The sequence below is a fragment of the Flavobacterium odoriferum genome (genome assembly GCF_025499515.1).
In the GTDB taxonomy this organism is placed as follows: Bacteria; Bacteroidota; Bacteroidia; order Flavobacteriales; family Flavobacteriaceae; genus Flavobacterium; species Flavobacterium odoriferum.
The window spans coordinates 24,887-51,677 of sequence record NZ_JAMKFA010000017.1 but is presented as its reverse complement, the minus strand read 5'-3'; the positions used below and the strand labels follow the sequence as shown (position 1 = coordinate 51,677).

At 33.3% G+C, this 26,791-nt stretch carries 25 protein-coding genes and 1 tRNA gene; 11 read left to right on the top strand and 15 right to left on the bottom strand.

The genetic code is table 11. From position 1 onward, the window contains the following. Positions 1–19: 19 nt before the first annotated feature. The 4 genes from M9Q43_RS11870 to pdxA form a co-directional block, all read right to left on the bottom strand. Positions 20–1,015, bottom strand: coding sequence for a beta-ketoacyl-ACP synthase III (locus M9Q43_RS11870; protein ID WP_133609362.1), 996 nt, complete (start codon positions 1,013–1,015; stop codon positions 20–22). Between the two features lie 167 nt (positions 1,016–1,182). Further along, the gene (gene rpmF, locus M9Q43_RS11865) at positions 1,183–1,377 is read right to left on the bottom strand and encodes a 50S ribosomal protein L32 (RefSeq protein WP_008255033.1); all 195 of its coding nucleotides are present in this window, start codon (positions 1,375–1,377) and stop codon (positions 1,183–1,185) included. Between the two features lie 9 nt (positions 1,378–1,386). Next, positions 1,387–1,926: a YceD family protein gene (locus tag M9Q43_RS11860; protein WP_262319105.1), complete on the bottom strand. Its 540-nt coding sequence runs from the start codon at positions 1,924–1,926 to the stop codon at positions 1,387–1,389. Positions 1,927–2,007: 81 nt separating this feature from the next. Beyond that, positions 2,008–3,057, bottom strand: a complete 1,050-nt coding sequence (gene pdxA / locus M9Q43_RS11855; protein ID WP_262319104.1) for a 4-hydroxythreonine-4-phosphate dehydrogenase PdxA — start codon at positions 3,055–3,057, stop codon at positions 2,008–2,010. A gap of 58 nt (positions 3,058–3,115) precedes the next feature. Between pdxA and M9Q43_RS11850 the strand changes: the two genes are divergently transcribed. Continuing rightward, on the top strand, positions 3,116–3,706 hold the full coding sequence (locus M9Q43_RS11850; RefSeq protein ID WP_262319103.1) for a riboflavin synthase: 591 nt from the start codon (positions 3,116–3,118) through the stop codon (positions 3,704–3,706). Between the two features lie 9 nt (positions 3,707–3,715). Here the strand turns inward: M9Q43_RS11850 and M9Q43_RS11845 are convergent, their stop codons facing one another. The 3 genes from M9Q43_RS11845 to mce all read right to left on the bottom strand — a co-directional run bounded on the left by M9Q43_RS11845 (position 3,716) and on the right by mce (position 4,675). After that, a complete protein-coding gene (locus M9Q43_RS11845) occupies positions 3,716–3,919 on the bottom strand; it encodes a hypothetical protein (protein WP_262319102.1) in 204 nt (67 codons plus the stop codon). A gap of 221 nt (positions 3,920–4,140) precedes the next feature. Further along, positions 4,141–4,214 (bottom strand) — tRNA-Ile (locus M9Q43_RS11840). Positions 4,215–4,273: 59 nt separating this feature from the next. Next, positions 4,274–4,675, bottom strand: coding sequence for a methylmalonyl-CoA epimerase (gene mce, locus M9Q43_RS11835; protein WP_262319101.1), 402 nt, complete (start codon positions 4,673–4,675; stop codon positions 4,274–4,276). A gap of 208 nt (positions 4,676–4,883) precedes the next feature. On the opposite strand from mce, the gene rbfA reads away from it, so the two are divergent. After that, positions 4,884–5,276 (top strand): 30S ribosome-binding factor RbfA, encoded by a 393-nt coding sequence (gene rbfA, locus M9Q43_RS11830; RefSeq protein ID WP_262319100.1) that lies wholly within the window; start codon positions 4,884–4,886, stop codon positions 5,274–5,276. A 1-nt stretch (position 5,277) separates the two neighbouring features. Beyond that, positions 5,278–6,471: an ABC transporter permease gene (locus M9Q43_RS11825; RefSeq protein WP_262319099.1), complete on the top strand. Its 1,194-nt coding sequence runs from the start codon at positions 5,278–5,280 to the stop codon at positions 6,469–6,471. A gap of 59 nt (positions 6,472–6,530) precedes the next feature. Here M9Q43_RS11825 and M9Q43_RS11820 read toward each other — a convergent pair whose 3' ends face one another. Genes M9Q43_RS11820 through M9Q43_RS11810 form a run of 3 tightly spaced genes read right to left on the bottom strand, consistent with a single transcriptional unit; the run spans position 6,531 to position 14,081 of the window. Then, positions 6,531–8,405 carry an OmpA family protein gene (locus M9Q43_RS11820; protein WP_262319098.1) on the bottom strand — a complete coding sequence of 625 codons (1,875 nt, stop codon included), beginning with the start codon at positions 8,403–8,405 and terminating at the stop codon, positions 6,531–6,533. 18 nt (positions 8,406–8,423) lie between these two features. Continuing rightward, positions 8,424–9,344 carry a PorP/SprF family type IX secretion system membrane protein gene (locus M9Q43_RS11815; RefSeq protein WP_262319097.1) on the bottom strand — a complete coding sequence of 307 codons (921 nt, stop codon included), beginning with the start codon at positions 9,342–9,344 and terminating at the stop codon, positions 8,424–8,426. Between the two features lie 54 nt (positions 9,345–9,398). Next, positions 9,399–14,081, bottom strand: coding sequence for a T9SS type B sorting domain-containing protein (locus tag M9Q43_RS11810; RefSeq protein WP_262319096.1), 4,683 nt, complete (start codon positions 14,079–14,081; stop codon positions 9,399–9,401). A 161-nt stretch (positions 14,082–14,242) separates the two neighbouring features. On the opposite strand from M9Q43_RS11810, the gene M9Q43_RS11805 reads away from it, so the two are divergent. Then, positions 14,243–14,995, top strand: a complete 753-nt coding sequence (locus M9Q43_RS11805) for a UDP-2,3-diacylglucosamine diphosphatase (protein WP_262319095.1) — start codon at positions 14,243–14,245, stop codon at positions 14,993–14,995. Here the strand turns inward: M9Q43_RS11805 and M9Q43_RS11800 are convergent. The 3 genes from M9Q43_RS11800 to M9Q43_RS11790 form a co-directional block, all read right to left on the bottom strand. Next, entirely contained in the window at positions 14,992–16,248 is a 1,257-nt protein-coding gene (locus M9Q43_RS11800) for an MFS transporter (RefSeq protein ID WP_262319094.1), read from the bottom strand. The genes M9Q43_RS11805 and M9Q43_RS11800 overlap by 4 nt on opposite strands. After that, positions 16,241–17,941 carry a single-stranded-DNA-specific exonuclease RecJ gene (recJ, locus tag M9Q43_RS11795; RefSeq protein WP_262319093.1) on the bottom strand — a complete coding sequence of 567 codons (1,701 nt, stop codon included), beginning with the start codon at positions 17,939–17,941 and terminating at the stop codon, positions 16,241–16,243. The genes M9Q43_RS11800 and recJ overlap by 8 nt, the downstream gene beginning before the upstream one ends. A 116-nt stretch (positions 17,942–18,057) precedes the next feature. Next, positions 18,058–18,483: an OsmC family protein gene (locus M9Q43_RS11790; RefSeq protein WP_262319092.1), complete on the bottom strand. Its 426-nt coding sequence runs from the start codon at positions 18,481–18,483 to the stop codon at positions 18,058–18,060. A gap of 116 nt (positions 18,484–18,599) precedes the next feature. Here M9Q43_RS11790 and M9Q43_RS11785 point away from each other — a divergent pair, with 116 nt between their 5' ends. Continuing rightward, the gene (locus M9Q43_RS11785; RefSeq protein ID WP_262319091.1) at positions 18,600–19,067 is read left to right on the top strand and encodes a UvrB/UvrC motif-containing protein; all 468 of its coding nucleotides are present in this window, start codon (positions 18,600–18,602) and stop codon (positions 19,065–19,067) included. Here M9Q43_RS11785 and rsmI read toward each other — a convergent pair whose 3' ends face one another. Then, positions 19,068–19,745: a 16S rRNA (cytidine(1402)-2'-O)-methyltransferase gene (gene rsmI, locus M9Q43_RS11780; protein ID WP_262319090.1), complete on the bottom strand. Its 678-nt coding sequence runs from the start codon at positions 19,743–19,745 to the stop codon at positions 19,068–19,070. It lies immediately after the preceding gene. Positions 19,746–19,932: 187 nt separating this feature from the next. Then, positions 19,933–20,898 carry a hypothetical protein gene (locus tag M9Q43_RS11775; protein WP_262319089.1) on the bottom strand — a complete coding sequence of 322 codons (966 nt, stop codon included), beginning with the start codon at positions 20,896–20,898 and terminating at the stop codon, positions 19,933–19,935. A gap of 101 nt (positions 20,899–20,999) precedes the next feature. Here M9Q43_RS11775 and M9Q43_RS11770 point away from each other — a divergent pair, with 101 nt between their 5' ends. The 6 genes from M9Q43_RS11770 to M9Q43_RS11745 all read left to right on the top strand — a co-directional run bounded on the left by M9Q43_RS11770 (position 21,000) and on the right by M9Q43_RS11745 (position 26,787). Continuing rightward, positions 21,000–21,632 (top strand): thymidine kinase, encoded by a 633-nt coding sequence (locus M9Q43_RS11770; RefSeq protein WP_262319088.1) that lies wholly within the window; start codon positions 21,000–21,002, stop codon positions 21,630–21,632. Position 21,633: 1 nt separating this feature from the next. Further along, on the top strand, positions 21,634–24,078 hold the full coding sequence (locus M9Q43_RS11765) for a bifunctional UDP-N-acetylmuramoyl-tripeptide:D-alanyl-D-alanine ligase/alanine racemase (protein ID WP_262319087.1): 2,445 nt from the start codon (positions 21,634–21,636) through the stop codon (positions 24,076–24,078). A 67-nt stretch (positions 24,079–24,145) separates the two neighbouring features. Further along, complete coding sequence (gene mscL, locus M9Q43_RS11760) at positions 24,146–24,523, top strand: large conductance mechanosensitive channel protein MscL (RefSeq protein WP_262319086.1); 378 nt, start codon at positions 24,146–24,148, stop codon at positions 24,521–24,523. Positions 24,524–24,634: 111 nt separating this feature from the next. After that, on the top strand, positions 24,635–25,045 hold the full coding sequence (locus M9Q43_RS11755; RefSeq protein WP_262319085.1) for a hypothetical protein: 411 nt from the start codon (positions 24,635–24,637) through the stop codon (positions 25,043–25,045). 236 nt (positions 25,046–25,281) lie between these two features. After that, the gene (locus tag M9Q43_RS11750; RefSeq protein WP_262319084.1) at positions 25,282–26,271 is read left to right on the top strand and encodes an aspartate-semialdehyde dehydrogenase; all 990 of its coding nucleotides are present in this window, start codon (positions 25,282–25,284) and stop codon (positions 26,269–26,271) included. A gap of 207 nt (positions 26,272–26,478) precedes the next feature. Beyond that, positions 26,479–26,787, top strand: a complete 309-nt coding sequence (locus M9Q43_RS11745; protein WP_262319083.1) for a hypothetical protein — start codon at positions 26,479–26,481, stop codon at positions 26,785–26,787. Positions 26,788–26,791: the final 4 nt, after the last annotated feature.

The following is a 26,791-nucleotide window of genomic DNA, read 5'->3' as shown; positions in this document are numbered from 1 at the left end:
GATTTAGTTTAGTTTGTTTTTATTTAGTGTAAGCCCATTTTAAATAGATAGCACCCCATGTGAATCCGCCACCAAAAGCTGCAAAGATAATGTTATCTCCTTTTTTCAATTGGTTTTCGAAATCTGATAATAATAAAGGTAGGGTTGCCGAAGTGGTATTTCCGTATTTTTGAATGTTGATTAGAACTTTAGATTCGTCTAACTCCATACGATTTGCAGTAGCATCGATAATTCTTCTGTTTGCTTGATGCGCTACTAACCAATTGATATCGTCGTGAGATAAATTGTTTCGTTGCATGATTTTCTCACTCACATCAGCCATTCCAGAAACTGCGTATTTAAAAACCGTTTTTCCGTCTTGGAAAACAAAATGTTGTTTGTTTTTAACGGTTTCTTCTGAAGGAGGTAAAATAGAACCACCCGCTTCAATTTTTAAGAATTCTCTTCCGATTCCATCACTTTTTAGAATTTCATCTTGAAGACCTAATCCTTCTGTATTTGGTTCAAACAATACGGCTCCTGCTCCATCACCAAAAATGATACAAGTAGCTCTGTCTGTATAATCAATAATTGATGACATTTTATCGGCACCAATTAATAAAACTTTTTTGTATTTTCCAGATGCAATATAAGCTGATGCTGCAGACATTCCGTAAAGGAAACTCGAACAAGCGGCTTGTAAATCAAATGCAAAAGCATTTGTTGCGCCAATTTGTGTAGCTACATAAACTCCAGTTGAAGCTACTGGCATATCTGGTGTTGCCGTTGCCATAATCACTAAATCGATATCTTTAGGATCTAAATTGGCTTTCTCTAATAAGTTTTGAGCGGCTTTAATTGCCATGAAAGAAGTACCTTGGCCTTCTTCTTTTAACAATCTTCTTTCTTTAATTCCGGTACGAGTGGTAATCCATTCGTCATTAGTATCTACTAATGTTTCCAATACTTGATTCGACAGAACAAAGTCGGGAACATAAGAACCTACTGCCGTAATTGCTGCTGTTATTTTATTCATCTTCGATTAATTTTTCCTTCTGAATTTTTAAGGTTCAAAAAGTGGTGGAAATTACAAAAAAAATTTCAAACGAATCCTATTCGTTTTTGTTAATTATAAACGAAATAGGTACTTAACAAAAAAACTCTCACAATGTGAGAGTTTTCTCTATTTTTTCTCTGATGCAATTAAGCTACTGCTTCATTTTTATCAATTACAACTTGACCTCTGTAGTACATTTTACCTTCATGCCAGTAAGCTCTGTGGTATAAGTGTGCTTCACCAGTTATTGGACATGTTGCGATTTGAGCAACTGTCGCTTTGTAATGTGTTCTTCTTTTATCTCTTCTTGTAGACGACTGTCTTCTCTTAGGATGTGCCATTGTTCTATTTTATTTATCCGTTAATAGTTTTTTTAAATTCTCCCATCTAGGGTCAATATCATTATTTTGTTCTTCTTCTTTTTTGTTTTCTTTTGGAGAAAGCGATTCCAATTTTTCAATTACATCCGTTAAAGAACCGTCTTTAACACCCGGATGTACTCTTCGTAAAGGAACTGACAATATAATAGACTCATATATATATTGCGCTACATTTACTTGAAATTCACCATGAGGCAAAATGAGCAACTCCTCATTCTCATCATTAAAGGCATCTCCAAACTTAACTAAAAGTTTTAATTTTCCTTTAATTGGCAAATCAAACTCTTCTCCAGACACATCGCAAGGTACATTTACTGTTCCTTTGTGCTTAAAATCGAGTTCAAGCATAGTGCTTTTCTTCTCTAAAACAATATCAACTTTGACTGAAACGGCATTGTATTCGTCGTAATCAAAGTTTTTAAAGAACGTATTATCTATTTGATAATCAAACTGATGCTTCCCTATTTTTAATCCCACGAATGGTATTAAATATTCTTTTAAATCATTCATAACAACAGTTTTACCTTTTTAAAAGGTGTGCAAAGATATAAAATATTTATAAATTCAAACCAGTTGTGAACATTTTTTTGTTTATAACTGTTTTTCTTTTGTTTTTAAAGGGTTTTTAATCAGCTCTTGATAGTCATTTCTTTTGTTATAAATATCAATTGCCAAATAAACCGCCTCTTTAAATGACTCGTGATTAGCCACTCCTTTACCTGCAATTTCATATGCAGTTCCGTGATCGGGAGAAGTTCTAATTTTATTTAATCCTGCTGTGTAATTTACTCCGTTACCAAACGACAATGTTTTGAAAGGAATCAATCCTTGATCATGATAAGTTGCAATTACCGCATCGTATTTTTCATATTGTGCTGAACCAAAAAATCCGTCCGCTGGAAAAGGTCCGAAAACCATATTTCCCGCTTCAAATAATTTTTTCAAGGCCGGTTTGATGATTTTTTCCTCTTCTTGACCAATAACTCCATTATCTCCTGAATGTGGATTCAATCCTAAAACAGCCACTTTTGGTTTTTCAATTTCAAAATCTTGCTTCAACGTTTGAATGATGGTTTTAATTTTAGTCGAAATTAATTTTTCATTCAAATGTTTCGCTACTTCATTCACTGGAACATGATCAGTAAGTAATCCAACACGTAAATCATCGTGCACCATTAACATTAACGCATCGCCTTCTAACTCTTTATCTAAATAATCAGTGTGACCTGGGAATTTGAATTCTTCTGATTGAATATTATACTTATTAATAGGCGCTGTTACCAAAACATCAACCAATCCTTCTTTTAGCGCTTTAGTAGCTGCAACAAAAGATTTTATAGCATAACTTCCTACAACATCATCATTTTTCCCGAATTCTAAATTTACACCTTCACGCCAAACATTCAATACATTGATTTTCCCAACAACTAATTGTTCTAATTTATCAATTCCATGAATAGCAACATCTAACTTTAGCTCTTTCTTTAAAAAAGAAACGATTTTTACATTCGCAAAAATTACAGGCGTACACAATTCTAACATTCGAGTATCTTCAAATGTTTTTAAAATAACCTCGCTTCCAATACCATTTAAATCTCCAATCGAAATTCCAACAATTATATTTTCTGCTTTTTTAACCATGACAAATGTGATTTATTGCTTACTTTTGATGTGCAAATTTAGTAAAATTAAATCAGTTATGTTTACCGGAATTATAGAAACCCTCGGAATTATAAAAGAAATCGAAAAAGATCAGGAAAACCTGCACTTAACGGTAGAATCTGAAATTACACATGAATTAAAAATTGACCAAAGCGTAGCCCATAATGGCATTTGTTTAACCGTTGTAAAAATTGAAAATAAAAATTACACGGTAACCGCTATTAAAGAAACTATCGACAAGACTTCTATTAGGACTTGGAGTGTAGGTGATGTTGTAAATTTAGAACGCGCCATGAAACTAGGAGACAGACTTGACGGACATATTGTTCAAGGACACGTGGATCAAACTGGAACTTGCACTAATATTAAAGAAGCAAACGGAAGTTGGGTTTTTACATTTGAATACGATGCATCATTAAACAATATTACAATTGAAAAAGGCTCAATTACTGTAAACGGAACAAGTTTGACTGTGGTGAATTCAGAATTAAACTCTTTTAGTGTTGCCATTATTCCTTACACTTATGATCATACTAATTTTAATACTTTTAAAATTGGCACAAAAGTAAATTTAGAATTCGATGTAATTGGAAAATACGTAAGTAGATTGAATGAATTAAGAAAATAAAAAAGGCTCTTACAAAGAGCCTTTTTTTGTTGAGATATATTTTTTAGACAAATAATAACCTGTTACTAATGCTATAAAAAATAGCACAACCAAACTACCATCTATAGGCAAACCAGGTGGTGGGGGTGGCGTTGGTGGTGGTGGTGTTGGATTAGCCGCAATTGCTGCTTGAACGCTAAAAAGCACCACTATTAAGGTTAAAATTTTATTCATAGTTTTGTTTTATTGGGCGTAAAAGTATTAATTATATTTGCTTTTCAATTAAGAAAGGTTATTATTTAATAATAAGTTAATATTTGCAATTGTTTAACTTAATTATATAATACGAAAATATAAATATTTTTATACTTTACAAGTTATTTTAACAAAAAAACTTAAAAAAAACTTAAAATTTAGTTTTTGTAACGATATTCTGTCAAATTTTCAAACTAAAGTGGTCCCACCTGGGCTCGAACCAGGGACCACCTGATTATGAGTCAGGTGCTCTAACCAACTGAGCTATAGGACCAGTTTGAGGTTGCAATATTACTACTAATTTTTATTGCACGCAAATCTTTTTTTAAAAGATTATTTTATTTCCTGACAAAGCTCAATTAAAACCCCATTTGTTCCTTTAGGATGAAGAAAAGCAACTAATTTATTATCTGCACCTTTTTTGGGCACTTCATTCAACACTATAAAACCTTCGTTTTTCAATCTCATCATCTCTTCTTCAATATCATATACGTCAAAAGCGATGTGATGGATTCCCTCTCCCTTTTTATCGATAAATTTTGCAATTGGGCTATCCGGATTTGTTGCTTCTAACAATTCGATCTTGTTTGGACCATTCATAAAAAATGATGTTTTCACTCCTTCGCTAACAACTTCTTCTTGTTTATAAGGTGGTTGACCAAATAATTTTTCGAAAAGCAAATTTGACGTTTCTAAACTTTTTACAGCAATACCAATATGTTCTATTTTTCTCATTAGTTTAAATTTGTTATACAAAGTTAACAAAAAAACAAAAAGTCTTGCTATATAGCCCTGATTGTCGCGGAAATCCTTTTTATAATTCAAAGGTTATAAAAACTTTGAATTATAAAAAAGATTGTAGTTAAAAGCGGGAAAATGAATAACAAAACTGAACAAGCCCTTCGCTTCTAAATTATTAATAGAAAAGTCGTATTTTTGCCAAATGGAAACAAATAGACAAAAAAAAATAGGTGCGCTTTTGCAAAATGATTTGGTATCAATTTTGCAAGGTGAAATCCGTAAAAATAATATTAACAATTTAGTGATTTCGGTTTCTAAAGTGAATGTAACTTCAGATTTATCTATTGCAAAGGTGCATTTAAGTGTTTTTCCAACAGAAAAAGCAGGGGAAATTTTAGCCGCAGTTAAAAGTAATGCTCCATTAATCAAACACGATTTAGCACAACGTGTTAAAAATCAATTGCGTAAAGTACCAAATTTGATTTTTTACATCGATGACAGTTTAGATTACATTGAAAAAATTGACAAAGCGTTAACTGGAGAAGAAAACCCAATTGAAAATCCGGATTTGTTAGAAAAAAGAAAGAAATCATAATTTGAACCTTTCATTTTATATAGCCAAACGTTATGCTATTAGTTTTAGCAAGAACAAAGCCATAAATATTATTACTGGCATTGCTTCTGTTGGAATTATAGCAAGTACTATGGCATTATTTATTTTTTTATCTGTTTTTAGCGGATTAAAAGAATTTACTTTAAACTTTGCAAATGCGACTGATCCCGATTTAAGATTAGAAACCACAACTGGAAAGTTTTTTACAATATCTAAGGCGCAAGAAGAACAATTAAAATCAAACAAAAACATTTCCTCTTTTAGCAAAATTGCAGAAGAACGCGTTTATTTTTTATACAGCGAAAAAGAAATTGTTGCACATATAAAAGGTGTTGACAATAATTATACAAAAGTAAATGACTTTAAAAATCATTTGTATGCTGGTGATTGGATTGAACCAAACTCTGAAGATGTTGTTGTTGGAGCAGAAATCAGTAGAAAATTAGCTTTAGGATTGTTTGATTTCAATAATGCATTAGAAGTTTTTGCTCCAAAACCTGGAAAAGGAAATATTGAAAATCCAGATGAAGCTTTTAATAAATCGTTACTTTTTCCTTCGGGAATTTACTCTATTAATGAGGAGTTAGATGGAAAGTATGTTTTTTGTGATGTTGCTTTAGCTCAAAATTTATTGGGTTTACAATCTAATCAGTTTACGAATTTAGAAATCAAAACCACACCAAATAGTAATGAGGAAGAAATTAGAAATGATTTAGAAACTATTTTTGGTGAAAACATTAAAATTAAAAATAGGGCACAATTAAATGATTCGCTCTATAAAATGCTACAATCTGAAAATTTGTTCATTTATCTTTTTAGTACATTAGTTGTTATTTTGACTTTGTTTTGTTTAGCAGGAGCAATTGTGATGATTATTATTGACAAAAGAGATAATTTGAAAACACTTTATAATATTGGTGTAACTAAAAATTCGATTCGAAATATTTTCTTTACACAAGGCATTATTATTACGCTTTTTGGCTTATTTATAGGCTTAGCATTAGCAATAGGAATTGTTATATTACAACAACAATTTTCTTTTATAATGATTACTCCAACAATGCCTTATCCTGTTTTATTTGAGTGGAGCAACATTTTAATTGTGTTGTCAACAATTATTATATTAGGAATTGTATCATCTTGGATTGCTTCTGGAACGGCAAACAAAGGACTTTAAAATAAATAAAAAAAGGCAACTTTTCAGTTGCCTTTTTTTATTATAAAATTTCTTAATTATTATTTCTTAACAATTAAGAATTCACTTCTTCTGTTTTGTGCATGTTCTTCTTCAGTACAATTGTCACAAGCTACTTTTGGCTCACTTTCTCCAAATCCTTGTCCTGAAATTCTATCCTTAGCAATTCCTTTAGAAACTAAATACTGAACTGTAGATTTTGCTCTTCTGTCAGATAAATTTAGATTGTATTTATCACTACCTCTACTATCAGTATGTGATTTTGCAAAAATTACCATATTAGGGTGCTCAACCATAACTTGGACTAACTTATCCAATTCTGCTGCACCTTGTTGTGTAATGTTACTTTTGTTGAACTCAAAGAAAATAGGTTGTAAAATAACTTCTTTTTCTGTGATGATTGGTAAAATAGGATTTAAAAATACATCAACTTTAAAATCAGTTCCAACAGCATCATTTGGGATATCAACATTAAAAACTTCGCTTTCATATCCTTGTTTAGAAACTTGACCTGAATATGAAGTCATACAATTAAACTCAGAAATTGATTTTCCAGAGGAATCCGTTGTTAAACTAGATAATGTTTTTTGTTTCTCACCTGTTAATACAACTAAAGCGCCATCTATTTCTTTTCCAGTAACCTTATCTTTAACAACTGTAATAGCTTTAAAGTTACAAACTGGATCAGCAATATATATATCGTCATTTCCACCTCTATTACTTGAGAAGAATCCTACTTTTTTAGCAGTATTGTAAGTAAATGCGAAATCGTCTTTTTCAGTATTAACAGGCGCTCCAACATTTACAGCATCAGTGCCTTTGCTCAAATCAATTTTAAAAACATCTAAACCACCGAATCCTTGCTTTCCGTTTGATGAAAAGAAAAGTACATTGTCATCTGTAATAAAAGGGAAACTTTCATTAGCTTCTGTGTTAATTTTTGCTCCCAAATTTTCAGGAGTTCCATATTCGTCACCATTAACAGATACTTTCCATATGTCTTCTCCACCCATACCACCAGGCATATTTGAAGAAAAGTATAACGTTTTTCCATCTTTGCTAATACTTGGGTTTCTTACATCATAGGCAGCATTATTAAAAGGTAATGGTTTGCTATTAGACCAAGAACCTCCAGAGTTAGTAGCTTTGTAAAGATAAATTTTACCAAATTTTGCTTTCTTTTCTTTGTCTTTTATGTATTCTTTTTCGTTGAAACTTTCGCTTCCATAATACATTACACTTCCATCAGAACTAACTGACGCTGGACCATCATGCCATCTTGTATTCAAATTATCAACAGCTACAGCTTCACTAATTGTTTTATTAGCGTTGTAAGTTGCTTTATATAAATCTAAATACGGCTCTTCATTCCAATTACTGTTTTTCTTGGAAGTATTTCTAGAACTTGAAAAGTAAACGTTATTATCATTAGTTAAAACTGCACCAAAATCTGTTTTATCACTGCTGATATCAGATTTTACCACATCATATAATTTAGCTTGACTTTTTAAAGTTGGCAAATATTGTGGATTTGAGTTAAATGTCTTAGCTCTTTGATCGTTAGGTGCTAAACTTGCAAATTGTTTCATTTGTTTATCAGCTTCAGCGTAATTACCTTCAGCTTTTAACATTTGAGCATATTTGTAATACGTTTCAGCATCTTGCTTTTCTTCGGTTGCTTTTGCAAACCATTTAACAGCTTCTTTGGTATTAAAAACATTATAATAACTATCTGCTAATTGCTTATAAACATAGTTATCTGCTTTACCTTTTTCTGTTAATTTTAAATATTCTTTAGCAGCATCAACATATTCATATCTGTCGAATAATTTATCTGCTGTCTTGGTATCTTTGTTTTGTGCACTAAGTAAACCACTTGCGATTACAAAACTCAATGTTAAATATATTTTTTTCATGTCGTTATCGCTTTTAGGTTAGAAAAATCTTGGAGAACTTGATACCTTTTTCGGGAAGTTCAAATCAAACAACAAGATAAACTCATGAGATGAAGGTGTTGTCACATTCAAATCAGATACAATGTGATCGTATGCATATCCAATCTTAACATTTGGAGTTATAGCATAGTTTACCATAGCACCAAAACTATCATCTAAACGATAAGTTAAGCCAGCTTCAAATTTTTCATTGAATAAAAAATTTGTCGAAACATCCAAAGAAGAAGGAGCATCAAATGCTGATTTTAACATAAAGAAAGGCTTAAATTTAATATTTTGAGAAACATCAAACACATATCCTCCTGTTAAGAAGTAATGTGATGTTTCTGATCCAAATTCACGACCATCAAAATCTAAATGTTTTGATTTCATCATATTAGGAACAGAAAATGCTAAATAATATTTGTTTGTGTAGTAAAACAATCCAGAACCTAAGTTAAAATAACTATTGTTTGTGTCTGCAGAGAATGCAGGGTCATTAGGGTTTGGCAAAGTATTATAGATATCACTATATAATCCAACTTGATGTAGCGTTATACCAGCTTTAATACCAAAAGCTAATTTATGCTCGCCACCTAAATTAAGTGTATATGAAAAGTCTCCATAAATATTATTTTCTTCAACAGGACCAATTTTATCAGAAATAACAGATAATCCTAATCCAACATTTTTACCTACTGGTGAATGACCAGACAATGTAAATGTTGTAGGTGCATCTTCTATTTCAACCCATTGTTTTCTATACAATAATCCTATTGATAGATTCTCTTTACTACCTGCATAAGCTGGATTAATAACATTCATATTATACATATATTGCGTATAATGTGGATCTTGTTGTGCGTGTAAATCTACCCATGAGGCAATTACAACTAAAGCTACTAAATATAGTTTCTTCATTTTATTTATTTTTAAAAAAGTTGGCTATCAAGAAAATGATAGCCAATCATTTTATTATTGTTCTCTGTTAATATAAATCCAACCTGTTTTAGTTTCAATATCGGTAAACTTAATTACAAAATAATAAGTTCCATCTGGCAATTCATTCCCATTATCAGATTGACCATACCATTCGTCTTCATAATTATTTTTACTGTAAACTATTGTACCATATCTATTGAAAATCTCTAATTTACTAACATTATAACCTGATAGATCGAAGTTATCATTTCTACCATCATTATTAGGAGAAATTCCTTTTTGAATAGTACAAGTCTCTACGATTACGTCTTCAGAAATTGACAATGTAAGCGTACAAGAACCTTCCATAACATCTTGTAATTCAACCATTGTTGTAATTGTTGCTGCAGGAATAGTAATTGTAGCATTTCCAGCACCGTCAAGAACAAGTGTTTGGTTCGAACCTCCATTGATTGTATATGTTATTGTAGAATTTGCAGAACCAGAAACGTTAAAAATAACATCTTCTCCAATACAAACTGATTCTGAAATAGAAGTTAACGTTGGAATAGAAGGACTTGGATTAACAATTACTGTTTCAGAATTTGTCAATACAGCATTACAAACACCATCATTAATACTTGATAAGCTAATTGTAACATTACTTAACGCATTAGTTTGTGTTACTGTCGCATTTCCTGATGCGTTTAAAACCACAGTACTAGAAGCTCCTCCATTTATTGAATAAGTAACAGTTGCATTAGGTGTACCTACAATTGTAAATACTGCGTCTTGAGTTTCACAAATTGGAGTGTTTGAAGTTAAAGATGTTACAAACGGCAATGCATTTACTGTAATAACTTCAGATAATGAAAGTGGAGTTATACAAGAACCTATTTGCGCTTGAGAAACTGATAATGTTACATCTGAAGAAACAGATGAAACTGTTACAACACCCTGTCCAGTAGCATCTAATGTTATTGCCGTAGGAGCTCCACCATTAATAGTGTATGTTACTGTCGTATTAGATGTTCCTTGTATAGTAAATACTGCGTTATTACCATCACACAATGCTGTTGCATGTGTTATTGTATTAACTGCTGGAACAGGATTAACAACAATAGTTTCTGTCATTGATAATGGCGCATCACAACCTAATTCATTATAGCTGTAAGAAATACCATCTACGTATGTATTACCATTGTTTCTAGTTATTGTTATAACATCTGTGAATGTTCCCGTGGTAAAACTAACATGTTGTAAAATATTTAATGCTCCAGGATATGTAGTTCCATTAAATGTTAAACTATTAACTCCATCAGAAATTGTTACACTTCCTGCGTTATTATTTCTTGCAATACTCACAATAATTGGAGTTCCAGGAGGCAACTCATTTGCAAGAGTTAATGTTACTAAAGAGTTAGCTGCATTTACTGTTGTTGAATTTGTTGTATTTGCAGTAGTTCCAACGGCTGAAATAGCACCTATAGAATTATTTGGATTAACACCACCTACTGTTGAAATTACATTTCCAGTAGTTGGAATTGGTGGAGCCGTGATGTAAGTAGCATTTAATGTTGTTGAAGCTGTTAAACCTGTCAAAGAAATTGTAGCATTACCTGCAGCATCTAAGACAATTGTTTGATCTGAACCTCCATCAATGTTGTATGTTACCGATGTATTAGGTGATCCTTCAAAAGTAAAACTTCCATCTTCTCCAACACAAAGCGGAGCAGAAGCTGTTAAATCCGTTAAACTGACACCTGGCAATACTTCGATACAAACTTGTTCTGAGTATGTACATCCAAAATTATCTGTTACATTATAAGTGTAACAATTAGTTCCAACAACTGTAGGAGTTACTGTTATTGTACTTCCAGTAGTTGAAACAATACTTGGATCTGGAGTCCAGTTTGAAGAATCAATTGTTGGAGTAAATGCATAATCAGTTGGTAAAATAGAACTATCAAAGTTTATACCCCAAGAGAATATATATCCATTATCAATTCCTAAATTATCAGTTACAATTAAAGACCAGTTTCCATTTAAAGGACTTCCAACTAAATTTGAAAATGGTTGAACAGGCATATAGTTCCCTGCATTAATAGATGCACCAGAAGGAGTTCCACAATTTGTCGTTGCCCCATTAACTAATAATGTAGTAGCTGTTGGAGTAAAACAATATGTTCTTCCTGTACCAGGCCCTACAGCAGGATCATCTAATGGACAACCTAAATAAGTTCCACCACCACCTGGATAGGCTTTTAAGATGATTGACTGTCCGTTAGGACTTACCAATCTTATTTCTAAATCTCCAAGATATGAATGCTCCATATCTAAACAAACTGATGTAATTTGACTTGCCGATGTAATAGTACTTCCAAAAGGGAAACAATCAACAGGCACCGTTGTTTGATAAGAAACACCACTACCGTCCGGTAAGAAAGTTGTACCACTAACTGGTGGAGCACATTCCCTAACAAAAGGCACAGGAGCTGAAACTCCTGTAATAGTAGTACTTTGCCCTAAACAAATCTCATCATCGAATGCAGCAGATCCTGTAAATACTGGTGTAGTAGAAACATACACTTTTTGGTTTAAAGCATTATTATTTCTACAACCATTAGCATCAACAATTGTTAAATTTACTAAATAAATACCTTCGTTTGCGAATACATGTGAAGCAGTAGTCCCTGTAGCAGTTGAACCATCATCAAAATTCCATTCATAAGTAGCTCCAGCAGCCCCAGATGGATCTGCAAATGTTCCACTACCATTGAACTCAACACTTGCTCCTGGACAAATTCTAATAGTATTTTCTGAACCAGCTGCAGGAACAGTACTGTTTAAAACCGATGTAATTGCTGGACATGGTGGTCCACAAATAATTGTTGCGTCCCAACCTGGTGCATTTTGTGAGGCATTAGATACAAAAGAAAAAGTTAAACACCCTGTTGGAGATGTTGAAGTATAAGAAGAAATAATATTAGTTCCAAAATAAGTCCCAACGATTGCACCAGTTGTGTTATCACCATCATAAATCGTTAAAGCATCTCCAATACTACTAATTAATTCAAAAGAATTAAAATATACAGTTACAACATCTCCAGGATTTTCTGGACAAATTGTTACAACTGAATTAGCATTATTAGGATAGTTCCCAGAAGGTCCACCCAAATCATAGAAATGATCACCTGCACAATAATCAGGATTAGTTGCTGCAGTTGCATGAACAGTTGACCATGGTCCTACATCAGTACCTGATGCACATATTGCTCTCACATAAATATCATAAGTAGTTGATGAAGGTAATCCTGTAATTGTATAAGTAGCAGGATCCGTTGTTATTGCACCTGTATCTGTTGGAAGCGGAGCTGGAGAACCCGCTGGCACCCATATTACTTCCCACTGTGTAGCTGATGGCGCATTATTTGTCCAGTTTACAACTATACTTGAAGAAGAAATTGAATTTGCTGTTATATTAGTTGGTTTAGGACAAGATGGGAAAGGCTGACAAACAATATTTGCAGTCCATCCTGGATTGTCGATAATTCCATCACTAACAAATCTAAAAGTGATACATCCTGAAGCACTTGTTCCTTCAAATGGACCAGGAAGTGCTGCATTCAAATTACCCCAAAATCCTCCTGGTAAAGTAACAGGACCAAAACCTCCTGGGTTACCACTTGAAATTTGTGGAGCAGCAGTTGAGTTACCATCATAAACATATAATTTGTCATAAGAATCTTCTGTATAAAAAGAAGTAAAATTAACAGTTACATAATCACCTGGATTATCAGGACAAATTGTAATTACATAATCTTGGTTATTAGGATAATCTCCTGCCGCACCTCCGTCATCAACGAAATTTCCACCACATCCTGGCGGCAATGCAGAAGTAGTAAAATCAAAACCTGTTGACCATGGGCTAATATTATCTGTAGCGCACAACGATCTTACATAGTAAGTATATTCTGTTAAAGGTGTTAAAGGAGATAAATTGAAATTCACATTGGTAGCAGCAGAAACAATTGTTCCAGTTCCTTGAGTGAAACCAACAGGACCATATTCAATCTCCCATGGACCTGTACTTGATGATGTCCACGAAAGCAAAGCAGATGTTGCTAATGGAGTAGCAGACAATGCTGTATTAACTAAACATTGTTGATCAACATTCACATTATCAACACACCATCTATCTCCGTTGTCATTTGACATTACAAAAGCAATATAAACATTTTGACCTGCATAAGCACTCAAGTTAACACTCTTTTGTAAGTATGTAGATTGTTGAGCTAAAGTTGAGCCAGAATCCCCCATATCATCATCATCCATTATTTGAGGCTCAGTCCAAGTTCGTACAGTTGTAAAATCTGCAGGAAGATTTTGAGAAGCGGTAGATACTCTTATTGTATAGACACTCCCTTGATCACCAGCTTGAGTTAATTTTGTGTAAAAACGCAACTGACCATTTGCAGGCACAAGAACTTGTGAAGTAACAAGCCAATCCTCTGCTAATCCAGAAACGACATTTTCTCTATTTAAGAAAGCAGCTTTTGTTCCTGCGAATACCAAAGCTGTTGTAGTAGTCTCATCCCATTGTTGAGCCGTTCCAATTCCATTGTCAAATCTTATCCATCCAGTCGGCGGAAACGTAGGCCCTTCAAATCCTTCAGGGAACTGACCGTAACTTAAAACGGAAAAAATAGACATGAAAAAAAGTAATAGTTTTTTCATTATGTTAATATTTTGTTATGGTTTGATTAATTTCCCAAAGTTAACAATAAATATTATTTAGCACACATCTATCGATGAAATGTAACATATATCCGACAAAATGTGTTTTTTAACACGGCATATTTTACGTATTTTTGTAAAAACAATATAAAAACAACAACTTGAAATCAAATTCAAAAATCTATTTCGCATCAGACCAACATTTTGGAGCACCAACAACTGAGTTAAGTTTTCAAAGAGAGCAAAAATTTGTCGCTTGGTTAGATGAAATAAAGAAAGATGCTGATGCGATTTTTTTACTTGGTGATTTATTCGACTTTTGGTTCGAATATAAAACCGTTGTTCCAAAAGGTTTTGTAAGAGTTTTAGGAAAATTAGCTGAAATTAAAGATTCTGGCATTCCAATCTATTTTTTTGTAGGAAATCACGACTTATGGATGGGCGATTATTTCCAAAAAGAGTTAAACATTCCTGTTTATCACGACAATCAAGAATTTACTTTTAATGGTAAAACATTCTTAATTGGCCATGGTGATGGAAAAGGTCCAGGCGACATGGGTTACAAACGAATGAAAAAAGTCTTTACTAATCCGTTTTCAAAATGGTTATTTCGTTGGTTACATCCTGATATTGGTGTGAAATTAGCCCAATATTTATCAGTAAAAAACAAATTGATTTCGGGAGCAGAAGATGTAAAATATTTAGGTGAAGAAAACGAATGGTTGGTACAATATTGTAAACGAAAGTTAGAAACTAAAAAATATAATTTCTTCGTTTTTGGTCATCGTCATTTACCATTAGAAATTGAATTGACTGAAAACTCAAAATATGTGAATTTAGGCGATTGGATTGGTTATTTCACTTACGGTGTCTTTGACGGAGAAAAATTGGAATTAAAAGAATTCAAAAACTAAATTGTTTCCAAATCTTTTTCGATATCCAGTTCTCTGAATTTTGGTGATGCAACGGCAGTAACGCCCACAATTCCTAAAGTCATCATGCCGCCAAAGACCACAGCTGGAACAACTCCCATGATTTTGGAAGCCAAGCCACTTTCAAAAGCACCTAGTTCATTAGACGAACCCACGAAAACAGAATTTACAGAAGACACGCGTCCTCGCATATGATCAGGTGTGTAAATTTGAAGAATGGTTTGTCGAATTACTACTGAAATTCCATCGGTAACTCCACTTAAAAACAAAGCTACTACAGATAACCAAAAGTTAGTTGATAATCCAAAAACAATAATACAAATTCCAAATCCGAAAACAGCTAACAATAACTTTTTACCTGCTTTTTGATGTAACGGAATGGATGTAGCCACTAACATTGTTATTAATCCACCAATAGCTGGCGCTGCTCTTAAAATTCCAAATCCTTCCGAACCCACTTTTAAAATATCTTGAGCAAAAATGGGTAATAAAGCAACAGCTCCTCCGAATAAAACTGCGAACATATCAAGCGAAATCGCATTTAAGATGGTTTTATTTTGAAACACAAAAGACAAACCTTCTTTCAAACTCTTAAAAATAGGTTCGCCAATTTTTGGATTTAAAATCGGCTTTCTTTCAATTTGTGTTAGCACGATTAAAGCCATAATCACACAAAAAACCACAAAAACTAATGACCAAAATGCACCCACCCAACCAATAGCAAATCCCGCCAAAGCAGGTCCAATTACAGCTGCAACTTGCCAAGTAGAACTGCTCCATGTCGCTGCATTAGGTTGTTCTTTTTTAGGAATAATCAATCCTAATAAACTAAAAACAGACGGAATTAGAAAGGCACGAATGATGCCGCCTACAAAAACTAAAGTGTAAATTCCGTAAAGAATCGTGCTTTTGGAAAAGGAATCAATAAAATTTGGATGAACTAAAAGACATAACAAAGCGCTAATTGTTGCTAATCCTGAAAAACATTTGATTAATAAACCTTTTTTCTCGTTTTGATCCACAATGTGTCCGGCAAACAATGCCATACTAATTGCAGGAATTATTTCCATCAAACCAATTAATCCTAATGACAATGGGTCTTTTGTGATACGATACACTTCCCACTCAATCAATACAAATTGCATCGACCAAGCCAATACAATAAACAATCGCATGGCTAAAAACCAGCGAAATTCGGGTATTCGTAAAGATGAAAATGGATCTTTTTTAACCATTTGAAGCATTGATATCGCGTAATTGCAGTTGCAAAGTTACAGTATCTTTCCATTCATTTTCTTCTAAGGAGAAAATTGCATCAAATTTATTTTTTTTGGTAACCAAGTCTAATTTATTACCTAATCCAAAACCAATCGCACCAAAAGATTCCGAATTTCCTTGTTTTACAAATGCCTTCAAATGTTCATTATCGGAACCTAAAGTCTTAGCATAACCTGAATCGATTAATTCTTTCGCTAAAAATAAAGGTGTCATATTTTCAGGTCCGAATGGTTCAAATTGCTTCAATAAACGCATCAACTTCGGATTAATTTCGGATAATTCGATTTCGGCATCGTAAGAAATTTCTGGAGTCAACAAATCGGGATGAATGGTTTCTTGAACGACTTTTTCGAAGGCATTTTTGAAATTTTCGTAGTTTTCTTCCAAAAGTGTCATTCCAGCTGCATACATGTGGCCGCCGAATTGCTCCAAATGTTCCGCACAAGCTTCCAACGCATTATAAACGTCAAAATCTTTTACAGAACGTGCTGAAGCTGCTAATTTTTCACCACTTTTCGTAAAAACGATCGTTGGGCGATAATAATTCTCTACAAGTCTTGAAGCGACAATTCCGATAACACCTTTGTGCCAATTTTCTTGGTACACAACGGTTGAAAATCGGTTTTGCTCGTTATTTTCTTCGATTTGAAGTAAGGCTTCTTTGGTAATTTGTTTGTCTAATTCTTTTCTGTCTGAATTATGTTGCTCGATTTCGGAGGCAAATTGCTCCGCTTGATCTAAATCGTATTCGGTTAATAAAGCAACTGCTTCGTTTCCGTGTTTGATTCTTCCTGCTGCGTTGATTCTTGGTGCGACGATGAAAACGACATCAGTAATCGTCAAGACTTTTTTCTTTACATTTTGAATCAAAGCCTTAATTCCTGGTCGTGGATTCGAATTAATCACTTCCAAACCAAATTTTGCCAATACTCTATTTTCACCCGTAATCGGAACAATATCTGCTGCAATTGCTGTTGCTACTAAATCTAAATACAACACCAAATCATCAATTGTTTGGTTTCTGTTTTCGGCTAAAGCCTGAATCAATTTAAATCCAACACCACAACCACACAATTCATCATACGGATACGAACAATCTTCTCGTTTTGGATCTAAAACCGCAACCGCATCTGGCAAAATATCGCCCGGTCGGTGATGGTCGCAAATAATGAAATCGATATTTTTTGCTTTGGCATAATTTACGTGATCAATCGATTTGATACCACAATCCAACGCAATAATTAAGGAAATATCGTTGTCTTCTGCATAATCAATTCCCATGTATGAAATGCCGTAACCTTCTGCATATCTATCAGGAATATACGTCGCAACATTCGGATAAAAACTACGTAAATAACTCGAAACTAAGGAAACAGCGGTTGTTCCATCGACATCATAATCACCAAAAATTAAAATATTTTCGTTGTTAGCAATGGCTTTTTCAATTCGCGCCACGGCTTTATCCATATCTTTCATCAGATACGGATTGTGCAAATCAGCTAAAGTGGGACGGAAAAAGGTTTTGGCTTGTTCGAAGGTTTCAACACCTCGCTGAACTAATAATTTTGCGATGATTTCATCGACTTGAAGGGCGCTCTGAATGGCTTGTACTTTTTCTGGATTTGGCTTAGATTTTAGATTCCAACGCATAGTTTAATTACGAATTAAAAATTATGAATTATTTTATTTTGGCTTATATAATTGAATCACAAAGGTATAAATATTTTTTAAACCTGACGGGTTTTCGAAACCTGTCAGGTTTAATTTTACTTGTTATGATAAAATATTTTCACCTCAACTTTTGCAAATTGACGGAACATTTCCATCACACCACAATATTTTTCTACGGATAAATTCACTGCTTTTTCTAGCTTTTTCTCGTCTAAATTGTTGCCGTAAAAATGGTAATCTACTTTTACTGTGTGATAGGTTTTTGGATGTTCTTCGGTTAGTTCACCTGAAGTTTCTATTTTGAAATCGGCTACTTCTAACTTCATTTTTTCGATTAAAGAAGCTACGTCTAAACCTGTGCAACCCGCCAAAGCTGATAACATCAACACTTTTGGACGCAAGCCTTTTCCTTCGCCTCCATTTTCAGGACCAGCATCAATTGAAATAATATCGCCACTTGGGTTCGTGGACTCAAATTGCATGTTACCTTTCCAGGTGGTGGTTATGTTGTGTGTTTCCATAATATTTTAAAATTCAAAGTTAAGCTTTAATCATTTAAATAAAAAAACTTTAAAAATCTTGTAACAAAAATAGTAGTGATTTAGTTTTAATAATATAATCTCATAAAATATTAAACATGATCAAAATTTTCAACAAAAAACAAAATTCAGAAATATTAATTGATGAAAAAGCTTCTTGGATACAATTCACACCAAGAATATACGAGGATATTCCTTATATTATAATTGAAATGAAAGAATTCAATTTAATAACACATTCTACAAACTGTAATGACTGTAAAAATTTTCTAAATTCATTTGGCAATGATTCTTTAGACTGGTATTTATATATTTCAGAATCTAACAAAATTTACAGACTTAACACAAAAGAAATAGGAAATAAAAAGTATCCAAGCAATGAAATCAAAATAACTGATTTATCCGATTATGAATCTGGCACAAAACTGACTTTATTAATTCATAAAATACCAACTGATAAAACAGAATTGATTATTTTACTTAACTCAGCAGTTGAAGATGAAAATTATGAGGAAGCATGCAAAATAAGAGATTTAATCAACGAAATTGACACCATTCTTATGTAATCACTTCAAACTTTTCCCACCAACACAAACCACAATCTCTCCTTTAGCGGGTTTCGCTTCAAAGTGTTTTAGAACTTCTTCGGCGGTTCCTCTTACGGTTTCTTCGTGTAATTTGGATAATTCTCGAGATACTGAAACAGGTCTGTCGGCTCCGAAATATTGTGCAAATTCGGCTAAGGTTTTGTTTAATTTGTGTGGCGATACATAGAAAATCATCGTGCGATATTCTTCTTGTAAGGCTAAAAATCGGGTTTGTCTTCCTTTTTTATCAGGTAAAAAGCCTTCGAAAACAAATTTATCATTCGGCAAACCACTGTTCACCAATGCTGGCACAAAAGCAGTTGCTCCAGGCAAACATTCCACGGCAATTCCGTTTTCCACACATGCGCGTGTAAGCAAAAATCCTGGATCGGAAATGGCTGGAGTTCCCGCATCGCTAATTAAAGCAATGGTTTCGCCTGCTTGTAAACGCTTTACCAAATTTTCAACGGTTTTGTGTTCGTTGTGCATGTGGTGGCTGTGCATGTGCGTAGCAATTTCGAAGTGTTTTAGCAATTTTCCGCTGGTTCGCGTGTCTTCTGCTAAAATTAAATCGACTTCTTTCAGTACTCTAATGGCACGAAAAGTCATGTCTTCTAAATTGCCAATTGGCGTTGGAACAATATATAATTTACTCATTTAAAACTATTTATAAACACAGATTTCACGAATTAGCACAAATTTTAAAAACATATAAGTCATATAAGTTGTTTGAAGTGAGTTGCAGAAAATGAAAAGTTCATAAAAGATTGTACGAACTAAAACGCTCTGTGTTTCTCACTAAAAAAGAATCTAATCCAAAAAAACTCTGTGAATCTCTGTGTAATTAACTAAACTTTTTCTCAACAATTTCCATGAAACGCGCTTCAAATTCTTCGTTGCCTTCCCAATTGTTATAATCCGGTTTTACGAAATCCAAAACAAAAGATTTTGCTTCTTCAAAACTATCAAACGTATTCAATTGCGAAATCACACGGTTGAAATCATCCGAACTTCCGCCAAATAATTTCTTCTCAAATCCGATTCTATCGTTCAAACCAAAAGAAATCGTTTTGTTTAATCTGTCGTTTAATGAGCTTATTTTTGGTTCTTGACTTACTTTTTCGAAAGTTGCTTTTACTTCTTCTTCCAATACTTTTGGAGTTTCAGCCACTACAGTTTCTGGTTGGATTTCTTCCTTAACTTCTTCAACTGGAGTTACGGCTTCAAAAATAGTTTCTGATACTTTTTCTACCTCAGCAGGAACATCTTCTACTTTTACAAAATCTAATTCTTTGTAATCGTGCACCAATAAATCTTCAAACGAAATTTGTTTCGCTGGTTCTTCTGCTTTTGGTTCCGAAACTTCGGAATCAGCAACTGGTTCTTCTTCGATTATTTCTTCCTCAATTGGTTCTTCTTCTATTGGAGTCATCAAAACTTCTTCCTCTTCTTCATCATCTTCCACAATTAATTCTGCGATTACGACTCTTTCTTCCGCAATTGATTCGGCAGGAGTTTCTTCCTCTTCTGGAGCAACTTCTACTTTTACTTCTTCCGGAGTTTCAACAACTTTATCCTGAATTGGTGCATCAAAAACTTCGGTTGGTTTTCCTTCTAATTTTACTTCTAAAACTTCTTCCGAAATTTCGTTTTTTACCAATTCGAAATTTTCTTCATAAAAACGCAAAATCGTTAATTGATCGTACAAGTTTTTAGCTTCTTGCTGTAATTGAACCGTTTCTGAATGGTTTTTTAACTTTAAAATTCGGTGTGCAATACTGATTAATTCAGCGGTTACTCTTTTCTTCATAACTTTATTAGATGGAATTGAATATATCGATAGTTTTTTAATATTTTTGTTTTGCTTACAAATGTAGCAGAAAATAATTTTTAACGTACGAAAGATACAAAATGTTTCTCGAAAATACCGTAAATCAACAAGAACAATTTGGCTGGATTGAAGTAATTTGTGGCTCCATGTTTTCGGGTAAAACCGAAGAATTGATTCGCCGCTTAAAACGCGCCCAGTTTGCCAAACAAAAAGTGGAAATCTTTAAACCGGCTGTCGATACAAGATATCACGACGAAATGGTAGTTTCGCACGACGCCAATGAAATTCGTTCTACGCCAGTTCCTGTTGCCGAAAATATTCGAATTTTGGCACAAGGTTGCGATGTGGTAGGTATTGACGAAGCCCAATTTTTCGACGAAGAAATTGTTGCCGTTTGTAATGATTTAGCCAATTCAGGAATCCGAGTTATCGTTGCGGGATTAGATATGGATTTTAAAGGAAATCCTTTCGGACCAATGCCTGCGCTTATGGCTACTGCCGAATATGTTACAAAAGTACATGCGGTTTGTACACGCACTGGAAATTTAGCTCATTATAGTTTTAGAAAATCGGATGATAAAAGACTGGTAATGCTTGGCGAAACCGAAGAATACGAACCATTAAGTCGTGCTGCTTATTTTAAAGCTATACGAGAAAACATGGAAGTGAAAGATGTTGAAATTGTAAACAAGCAAAAAGACGATAATCAATAAATTGAATCTCAACCTTACTCATATTATTTCGTTTTGTAAAGGCGTTTTTCACGGAAATTCGACTGAGTTTATGGCAAGTCACATTTCGATTGATAGCCGTTCGTTGCAAAATGGAAATAACACCTTGTTTTTCGCCATCAAAGGTCAAAATCACGATGCGCATTTGTATTTGGAAGAGTTGATTGCAAAAGGCGTTCGCTATTTTGTGGTCGAATATATTCCAGAACATTTATACGAAAAAGCGAATTTCATTATCGTTGAAAATTCGTTAAAAGCGTTACAACAAACTGCGATTGGCTATCGAAAACAATTCTATTTTCCATTTGTGGGAATTACCGGAAGCAACGGAAAAACCATCGTAAAAGAATGGCTGAATTTCTTATTGAGTCCGAATCATTTGATTGTTCGAAATCCGAAAAGTTATAATTCGCAAGTCGGAGTTCCCTTATCGATTTTAGCCATTGAAGGCAATTATGATTTCGGAATTTTTGAAGCCGGAATTTCGTTACCGAATGAAATGTCGAATTTAGAACAGATAATTCAACCGAAATATGGGATTTTAACAAATATTGGTTCTGTTCATGATGAAGGTTTTGCGAATCGTGAAGCCAAAATCAAAGAGAAAATCAAACTTTTTAAAAATTGTTCTAATATTTTCTTGGAAAAGAATGCTGAAATTGAAGCTTTACTTCCAGAAAACAGTCAAAAACATACATGGAGTTTTTCAGATGAAAATGCTAATCTTTTCGTTTCGAAGAAAAATGAAAATAGCAAAACCGAATTAACTTTCAAAAACGCAACCAGTACTTTTACTGTAACAATTCCATTTTCCGATGAAAATTCGATTGAAAACGTAATTACTTGCGTGAATTTCATGCTGTTTTTGGACGAAGAAATTGCTTTTATACAAAACCGAGTTGCCGATTTATACCCAGTCGAATTAAGACTTCAAGCTAAAAAAGGCATCAACAATTGTTTGGTTATTGATGATAGTTATTCAGTAGATTATCAATCGTTGAAAATTGCGTTAGATTTCTTAGAACAACAAAAATTACACGATAAAAAAACAATTATTTTATCTGATATTTTTACGAGTGGCATTGCTGTTGAAACGCTTTACAACCAAGTAAAACAACTGCTTTCGAAAAATAAAATCGAGCGTATTATTACCATTGGCGAAACCATCGGAAAACAATTAAACGATTTACCGAATGTGATTTCGTTTGCCACTACGCAAGAATTTTTACAGCAATTCAACACGCAATCATTTCAAAACGAAACCATCTTAGTGAAAGGTGCGCGTGGTTTTAATTTTCATGAAATTGTGGTTGTATTGGAAGAGAAAAATCACGAAACCATTTTAGAAATTAATCTCGATGCAATCAGTCACAACTTAAATTTCTACAAATCCAAACTAAAACCAGAAACTAAAATTATGGTAATGGTGAAAGCATTTGGTTATGGAAATGGCGGTTACGAAATTGCAAAATTGCTCGAACATCATAAAGTTGATTATTTAGGCGTAGCATTTGCCGATGAAGGCATCGAATTGCGAAAAGCAGGAATTACGACTCCAATTATGGTTTTAAATCCCGAAAACAGTAGTTTTAGAGCCATGATTGCCTACAACTTAGAACCCGAAATTTATTCGATTACAGGTTTACAAGCGTTTTTAAAAATTGCACAACACCAAAATATTTCCCACTATCCGATTCATATTAAATTGGATACAGGTATGCATCGTTTAGGATTTGAACCGCATTTGATTTCCGAATTGTGTTCCTTACTAAAAAACAACAATTTCGTTAAAGTGAAAAGCGTGTTTTCACATTTATCAGCAAGTGATGATTTGCAATTTGATGATTTCACGAAATTACAATTTCAACGTTTTGATGCGATGTATTCCGAATTAGAAAAAGTATTGCCTTCAAAACCGATTCGCCATATTTTAAACACGTCTGGGATTTTCAATTATGCTGAAAAGCAAATGGAAATGGTGCGTTTAGGCATTGGTTTATATGGTATTGGAAATTCGGAACAAGAATTACAAAGTTTAGAAAATGTGAGCACTTTAAAAACGATTATTTCCCAAATAAGAGAAGTCTTACCCGAAGAAAGTATTGGTTATAGTCGAAGATTTCGAGTAACGCAAAAAATGAAAGTTGCTACGATTCCGATTGGTTATGCTGATGGAATAAGAAGAGCATGGGGCAATGAAAAAGGTTTTGTTACCATCAATAATCAAAAAGCCACCATTTTAGGTTCGATTTGTATGGACATGATGATGGTTGATGTTACAAATATTTCTTGTAAAACGGGAGATGAAGTGATTGTTTTTGGGAAAAACCCAAAAGTAACCGAAATGGCAAATGTTATTGGTACGATTCCTTATGAAATACTGACTGGGATTTCGCAACGTGTTAAAAGAATTTTTTACAAAAATTAACATTGTGTTAAAATTTTTGTAAATTCGTTACAATTAAAAACAAAAACTAACTCTTAAAATTAAAACTATGGGAATGATTTCAGAATTTAAAGATTTTATTGCAAAAGGTAATGCAATGGACTTGGCTGTTGGAGTAATTATTGGAGCTTCATTTGGAGCAATTGTAAACTCTTTGGTTTCAGATGTAATAACTCCAGCTTTATTAAACCCAGCTTTAAAAGCAGCTCAAGTTGAAAATTTAGCTGACTTAAAAACCGATGGTGGTATTTTATATGGTAAATTTTTAGCAGCTGTTATTAGTTTCTTAGTAATTGCTTTTGTTATTTTTATCATGGTAAAAGGAATCAACAACATGAAGAAAAAAGAAGAAGCAGCACCAGCGGCACCAGCAGGACCATCTCAAGAGGAATTGCTTACACAAATTAGAGATTTATTGAAAAAATAGTCGATACCGCTACATTATATATTCTAACTAAACCACGCCTTTGGCGTGGTATTTTTTTGATAGAAATTGATTAGTTTTGTTTTAGGCATTTGATAAAATAATAATCGAAGTATGAGAGAAATAAAATTGATACGAAAAGTTAAAAAAACTGATACTTTTTTTCCATTTACAATAAGTGTCTTTTTAATTATTTTTGTATTATTAACAAAAGGAATTGCTTTAAATTTCTTTGTGATTATTATAAGTGTATCAGCAATCTTAATTTTTCTGCAACGATATAATGCTGTGAATTTGACTATGTATGAAGATACAATAGAAATAGATTTTTATTTGCTATTTAAAAAAATAGAAGTAGAATATAGCGAAATAATTGAAATAAAATCACTTTGGGATTCTGGATTAGGAGCAAATTTAAGGTTTAAAGTAAAAGACAAAAATGAAGTTTACACTTTTAGAGTAAAATTTTTAGATGATGAATTTTGTGATTTTTTAGAAGAAAAAACTGGCATGAATATAAAATAATTAAATGTATTGATTAAAATCTTTCGAATAAAATCATCTTTCAAAATCCTGTTACAAATCAAAACTTTTGTTATAATTTCATCAATATTTGCTAAGTCGTTTGAATATTCTATATTTTTGCATCATTAAATAACACACACAATGAAATCGCTACAAAAAACTCGTTTGCGTAAGCAAACATCCATAAATAAAAAGGCGATTCCATATGTTTCCGCTAAAAAATAAAATCAAAACATATGAAAGTAGCCGTAGTTGGCGCTACCGGTATGGTAGGCGAAATAATGCTTCAAGTATTAGCAGAACGTAATTTTCCTGTAACCGAGTTAATTCCAGTTGCTTCTGAAAAATCAGTTGGGAAAGAAATCGAATGGAAAGGTAAAACCTATAAAGTAGTAGGTTTACAAACCGCTGTAGATATGAAACCTGAGATTGCTTTGTTTTCGGCAGGTGGAGAAACTTCTTTAGAATGGGCTCCAAAATTTGCCGCTGTAGGAACAACCGTAATCGACAATTCTTCTGCTTGGCGAATGGATGCTACTAAGAAATTAGTCGTTCCAGAAATCAATGCTTCGATTTTAACTAAAGAAGACAAAATTATTGCGAATCCAAACTGTTCTACAATTCAAATGGTAATGGCTTTAGCGCCTTTACATGCTAAATATGACATCAAACGTATTGTAGTTTCTACTTATCAGTCTATTACAGGAACAGGTGTAAAAGCGGTTCGTCAGTTAGAAAATGAATATGCAGGCATTCAAGATGAAATGGCATATAAATACCCTATTCACCGAAATGCGATTCCACAATGTGATAGTTTTGAAGTAAACGGTTACACCAAAGAAGAGATGAAATTGGTTCGCGAAACGCAAAAAATCTTAAACGACAAAACTATTGCCGTTACTGCAACAGCCATTCGTATTCCTGTTGTTGGTGGACATAGTGAAGCGGTAAACATTCAGTTTGAAAATGATTTTGATGTGAACGAAGTGCGTCAAATTTTACAAAACACGCCTGGTGTAACGGTTCAGGATAATTTAGAATCGTTTACCTATCCAATGCCAATTTACGCACAAGGAAAAGACGATGTTTTTGTAGGTAGAATTCGAAGAGATGAAAGCCAACCCAACACCATCAACATGTGGATTGTTGCCGATAACTTAAGAAAAGGAGCAGCAACGAATACGATTCAAATTGCGGAATATTTAGTTGCAAATCATCTAGTATAAATTTTAGCCACAGATTACACAGATTAACACGGATTGAATCCTTTTGAATCTATAAATCCGTGGCAAAAAAACAAACAACCACGAACTAGCGAATAAGTCATCAAAACATAAAAATTCGTTAATTCGTGGTTTGTTTTTTGGCTTTGTTCTAAAAGCAGTATATTTGTGATGGTGAAAAAGAAATTATTACATATGAATTTGTTTTTGATGCTTGCAGTATTATTTGCTGTGAGTTATCAATCTATTCACACTTTTTCGCACGATCACCATTTAAAAACAGAATGTTGTGATGATTCGCATCATTTGAGTTTTAAAACTTCTGAAAAAACGTTTACTGAAAGTGAAGACTGTCCCATTTGTGATTTCAAATTTGCGGCTTTTCTCTCTCCAGAAGTTTTTCACTTTGACTTTATTCCTTCTTTTTACGAAATTCCGTATCAATTTAACAGTAAAGAATCTTGTGTTACGTTTGAAGGGAATTCGTTTTACCTTCGCGGTCCGCCTGCTTTAGTTTAAAAAT

What these genes read in the sequence shown, in the direction of transcription:
- M9Q43_RS11870 (WP_133609362.1), bottom strand. Translation starts at nt 1,015, where the DNA reads ATGAATAAAATAACAGCAGCAATTACGGCAGTAGGTTCTTATGTTCCC.
- rpmF (WP_008255033.1), bottom strand. Translation starts at nt 1,377, where the DNA reads ATGGCACATCCTAAGAGAAGACAGTCGTCTACAAGAAGAGATAAAAGA.
- M9Q43_RS11860 (WP_262319105.1), bottom strand. Translation starts at nt 1,926, where the DNA reads ATGAATGATTTAAAAGAATATTTAATACCATTCGTGGGATTAAAAATA.
- pdxA (WP_262319104.1), bottom strand. Translation starts at nt 3,057, where the DNA reads ATGGTTAAAAAAGCAGAAAATATAATTGTTGGAATTTCGATTGGAGAT.
- M9Q43_RS11850 (WP_262319103.1), top strand. Translation starts at nt 3,116, where the DNA reads ATGTTTACCGGAATTATAGAAACCCTCGGAATTATAAAAGAAATCGAA.
- M9Q43_RS11845 (WP_262319102.1), bottom strand. Translation starts at nt 3,919, where the DNA reads ATGAATAAAATTTTAACCTTAATAGTGGTGCTTTTTAGCGTTCAAGCA.
- mce (WP_262319101.1), bottom strand. Translation starts at nt 4,675, where the DNA reads ATGAGAAAAATAGAACATATTGGTATTGCTGTAAAAAGTTTAGAAACG.
- rbfA (WP_262319100.1), top strand. Translation starts at nt 4,884, where the DNA reads ATGGAAACAAATAGACAAAAAAAAATAGGTGCGCTTTTGCAAAATGAT.
- M9Q43_RS11820 (WP_262319098.1), bottom strand. Translation starts at nt 8,405, where the DNA reads ATGAAAAAAATATATTTAACATTGAGTTTTGTAATCGCAAGTGGTTTA.
- M9Q43_RS11815 (WP_262319097.1), bottom strand. Translation starts at nt 9,344, where the DNA reads ATGAAGAAACTATATTTAGTAGCTTTAGTTGTAATTGCCTCATGGGTA.
- M9Q43_RS11810 (WP_262319096.1), bottom strand. Translation starts at nt 14,081, where the DNA reads ATGAAAAAACTATTACTTTTTTTCATGTCTATTTTTTCCGTTTTAAGT.
- M9Q43_RS11800 (WP_262319094.1), bottom strand. Translation starts at nt 16,248, where the DNA reads ATGGTTAAAAAAGATCCATTTTCATCTTTACGAATACCCGAATTTCGC.
- recJ (WP_262319093.1), bottom strand. Translation starts at nt 17,941, where the DNA reads ATGCGTTGGAATCTAAAATCTAAGCCAAATCCAGAAAAAGTACAAGCC.
- M9Q43_RS11790 (WP_262319092.1), bottom strand. Translation starts at nt 18,483, where the DNA reads ATGGAAACACACAACATAACCACCACCTGGAAAGGTAACATGCAATTT.
- M9Q43_RS11785 (WP_262319091.1), top strand. Translation starts at nt 18,600, where the DNA reads ATGATCAAAATTTTCAACAAAAAACAAAATTCAGAAATATTAATTGAT.
- rsmI (WP_262319090.1), bottom strand. Translation starts at nt 19,745, where the DNA reads ATGAGTAAATTATATATTGTTCCAACGCCAATTGGCAATTTAGAAGAC.
- M9Q43_RS11775 (WP_262319089.1), bottom strand. Translation starts at nt 20,898, where the DNA reads ATGAAGAAAAGAGTAACCGCTGAATTAATCAGTATTGCACACCGAATT.
- M9Q43_RS11770 (WP_262319088.1), top strand. Translation starts at nt 21,000, where the DNA reads ATGTTTCTCGAAAATACCGTAAATCAACAAGAACAATTTGGCTGGATT.
- mscL (WP_262319086.1), top strand. Translation starts at nt 24,146, where the DNA reads ATGGGAATGATTTCAGAATTTAAAGATTTTATTGCAAAAGGTAATGCA.
- M9Q43_RS11755 (WP_262319085.1), top strand. Translation starts at nt 24,635, where the DNA reads ATGAGAGAAATAAAATTGATACGAAAAGTTAAAAAAACTGATACTTTT.
- M9Q43_RS11750 (WP_262319084.1), top strand. Translation starts at nt 25,282, where the DNA reads ATGAAAGTAGCCGTAGTTGGCGCTACCGGTATGGTAGGCGAAATAATG.
- M9Q43_RS11745 (WP_262319083.1), top strand. Translation starts at nt 26,479, where the DNA reads ATGCTTGCAGTATTATTTGCTGTGAGTTATCAATCTATTCACACTTTT.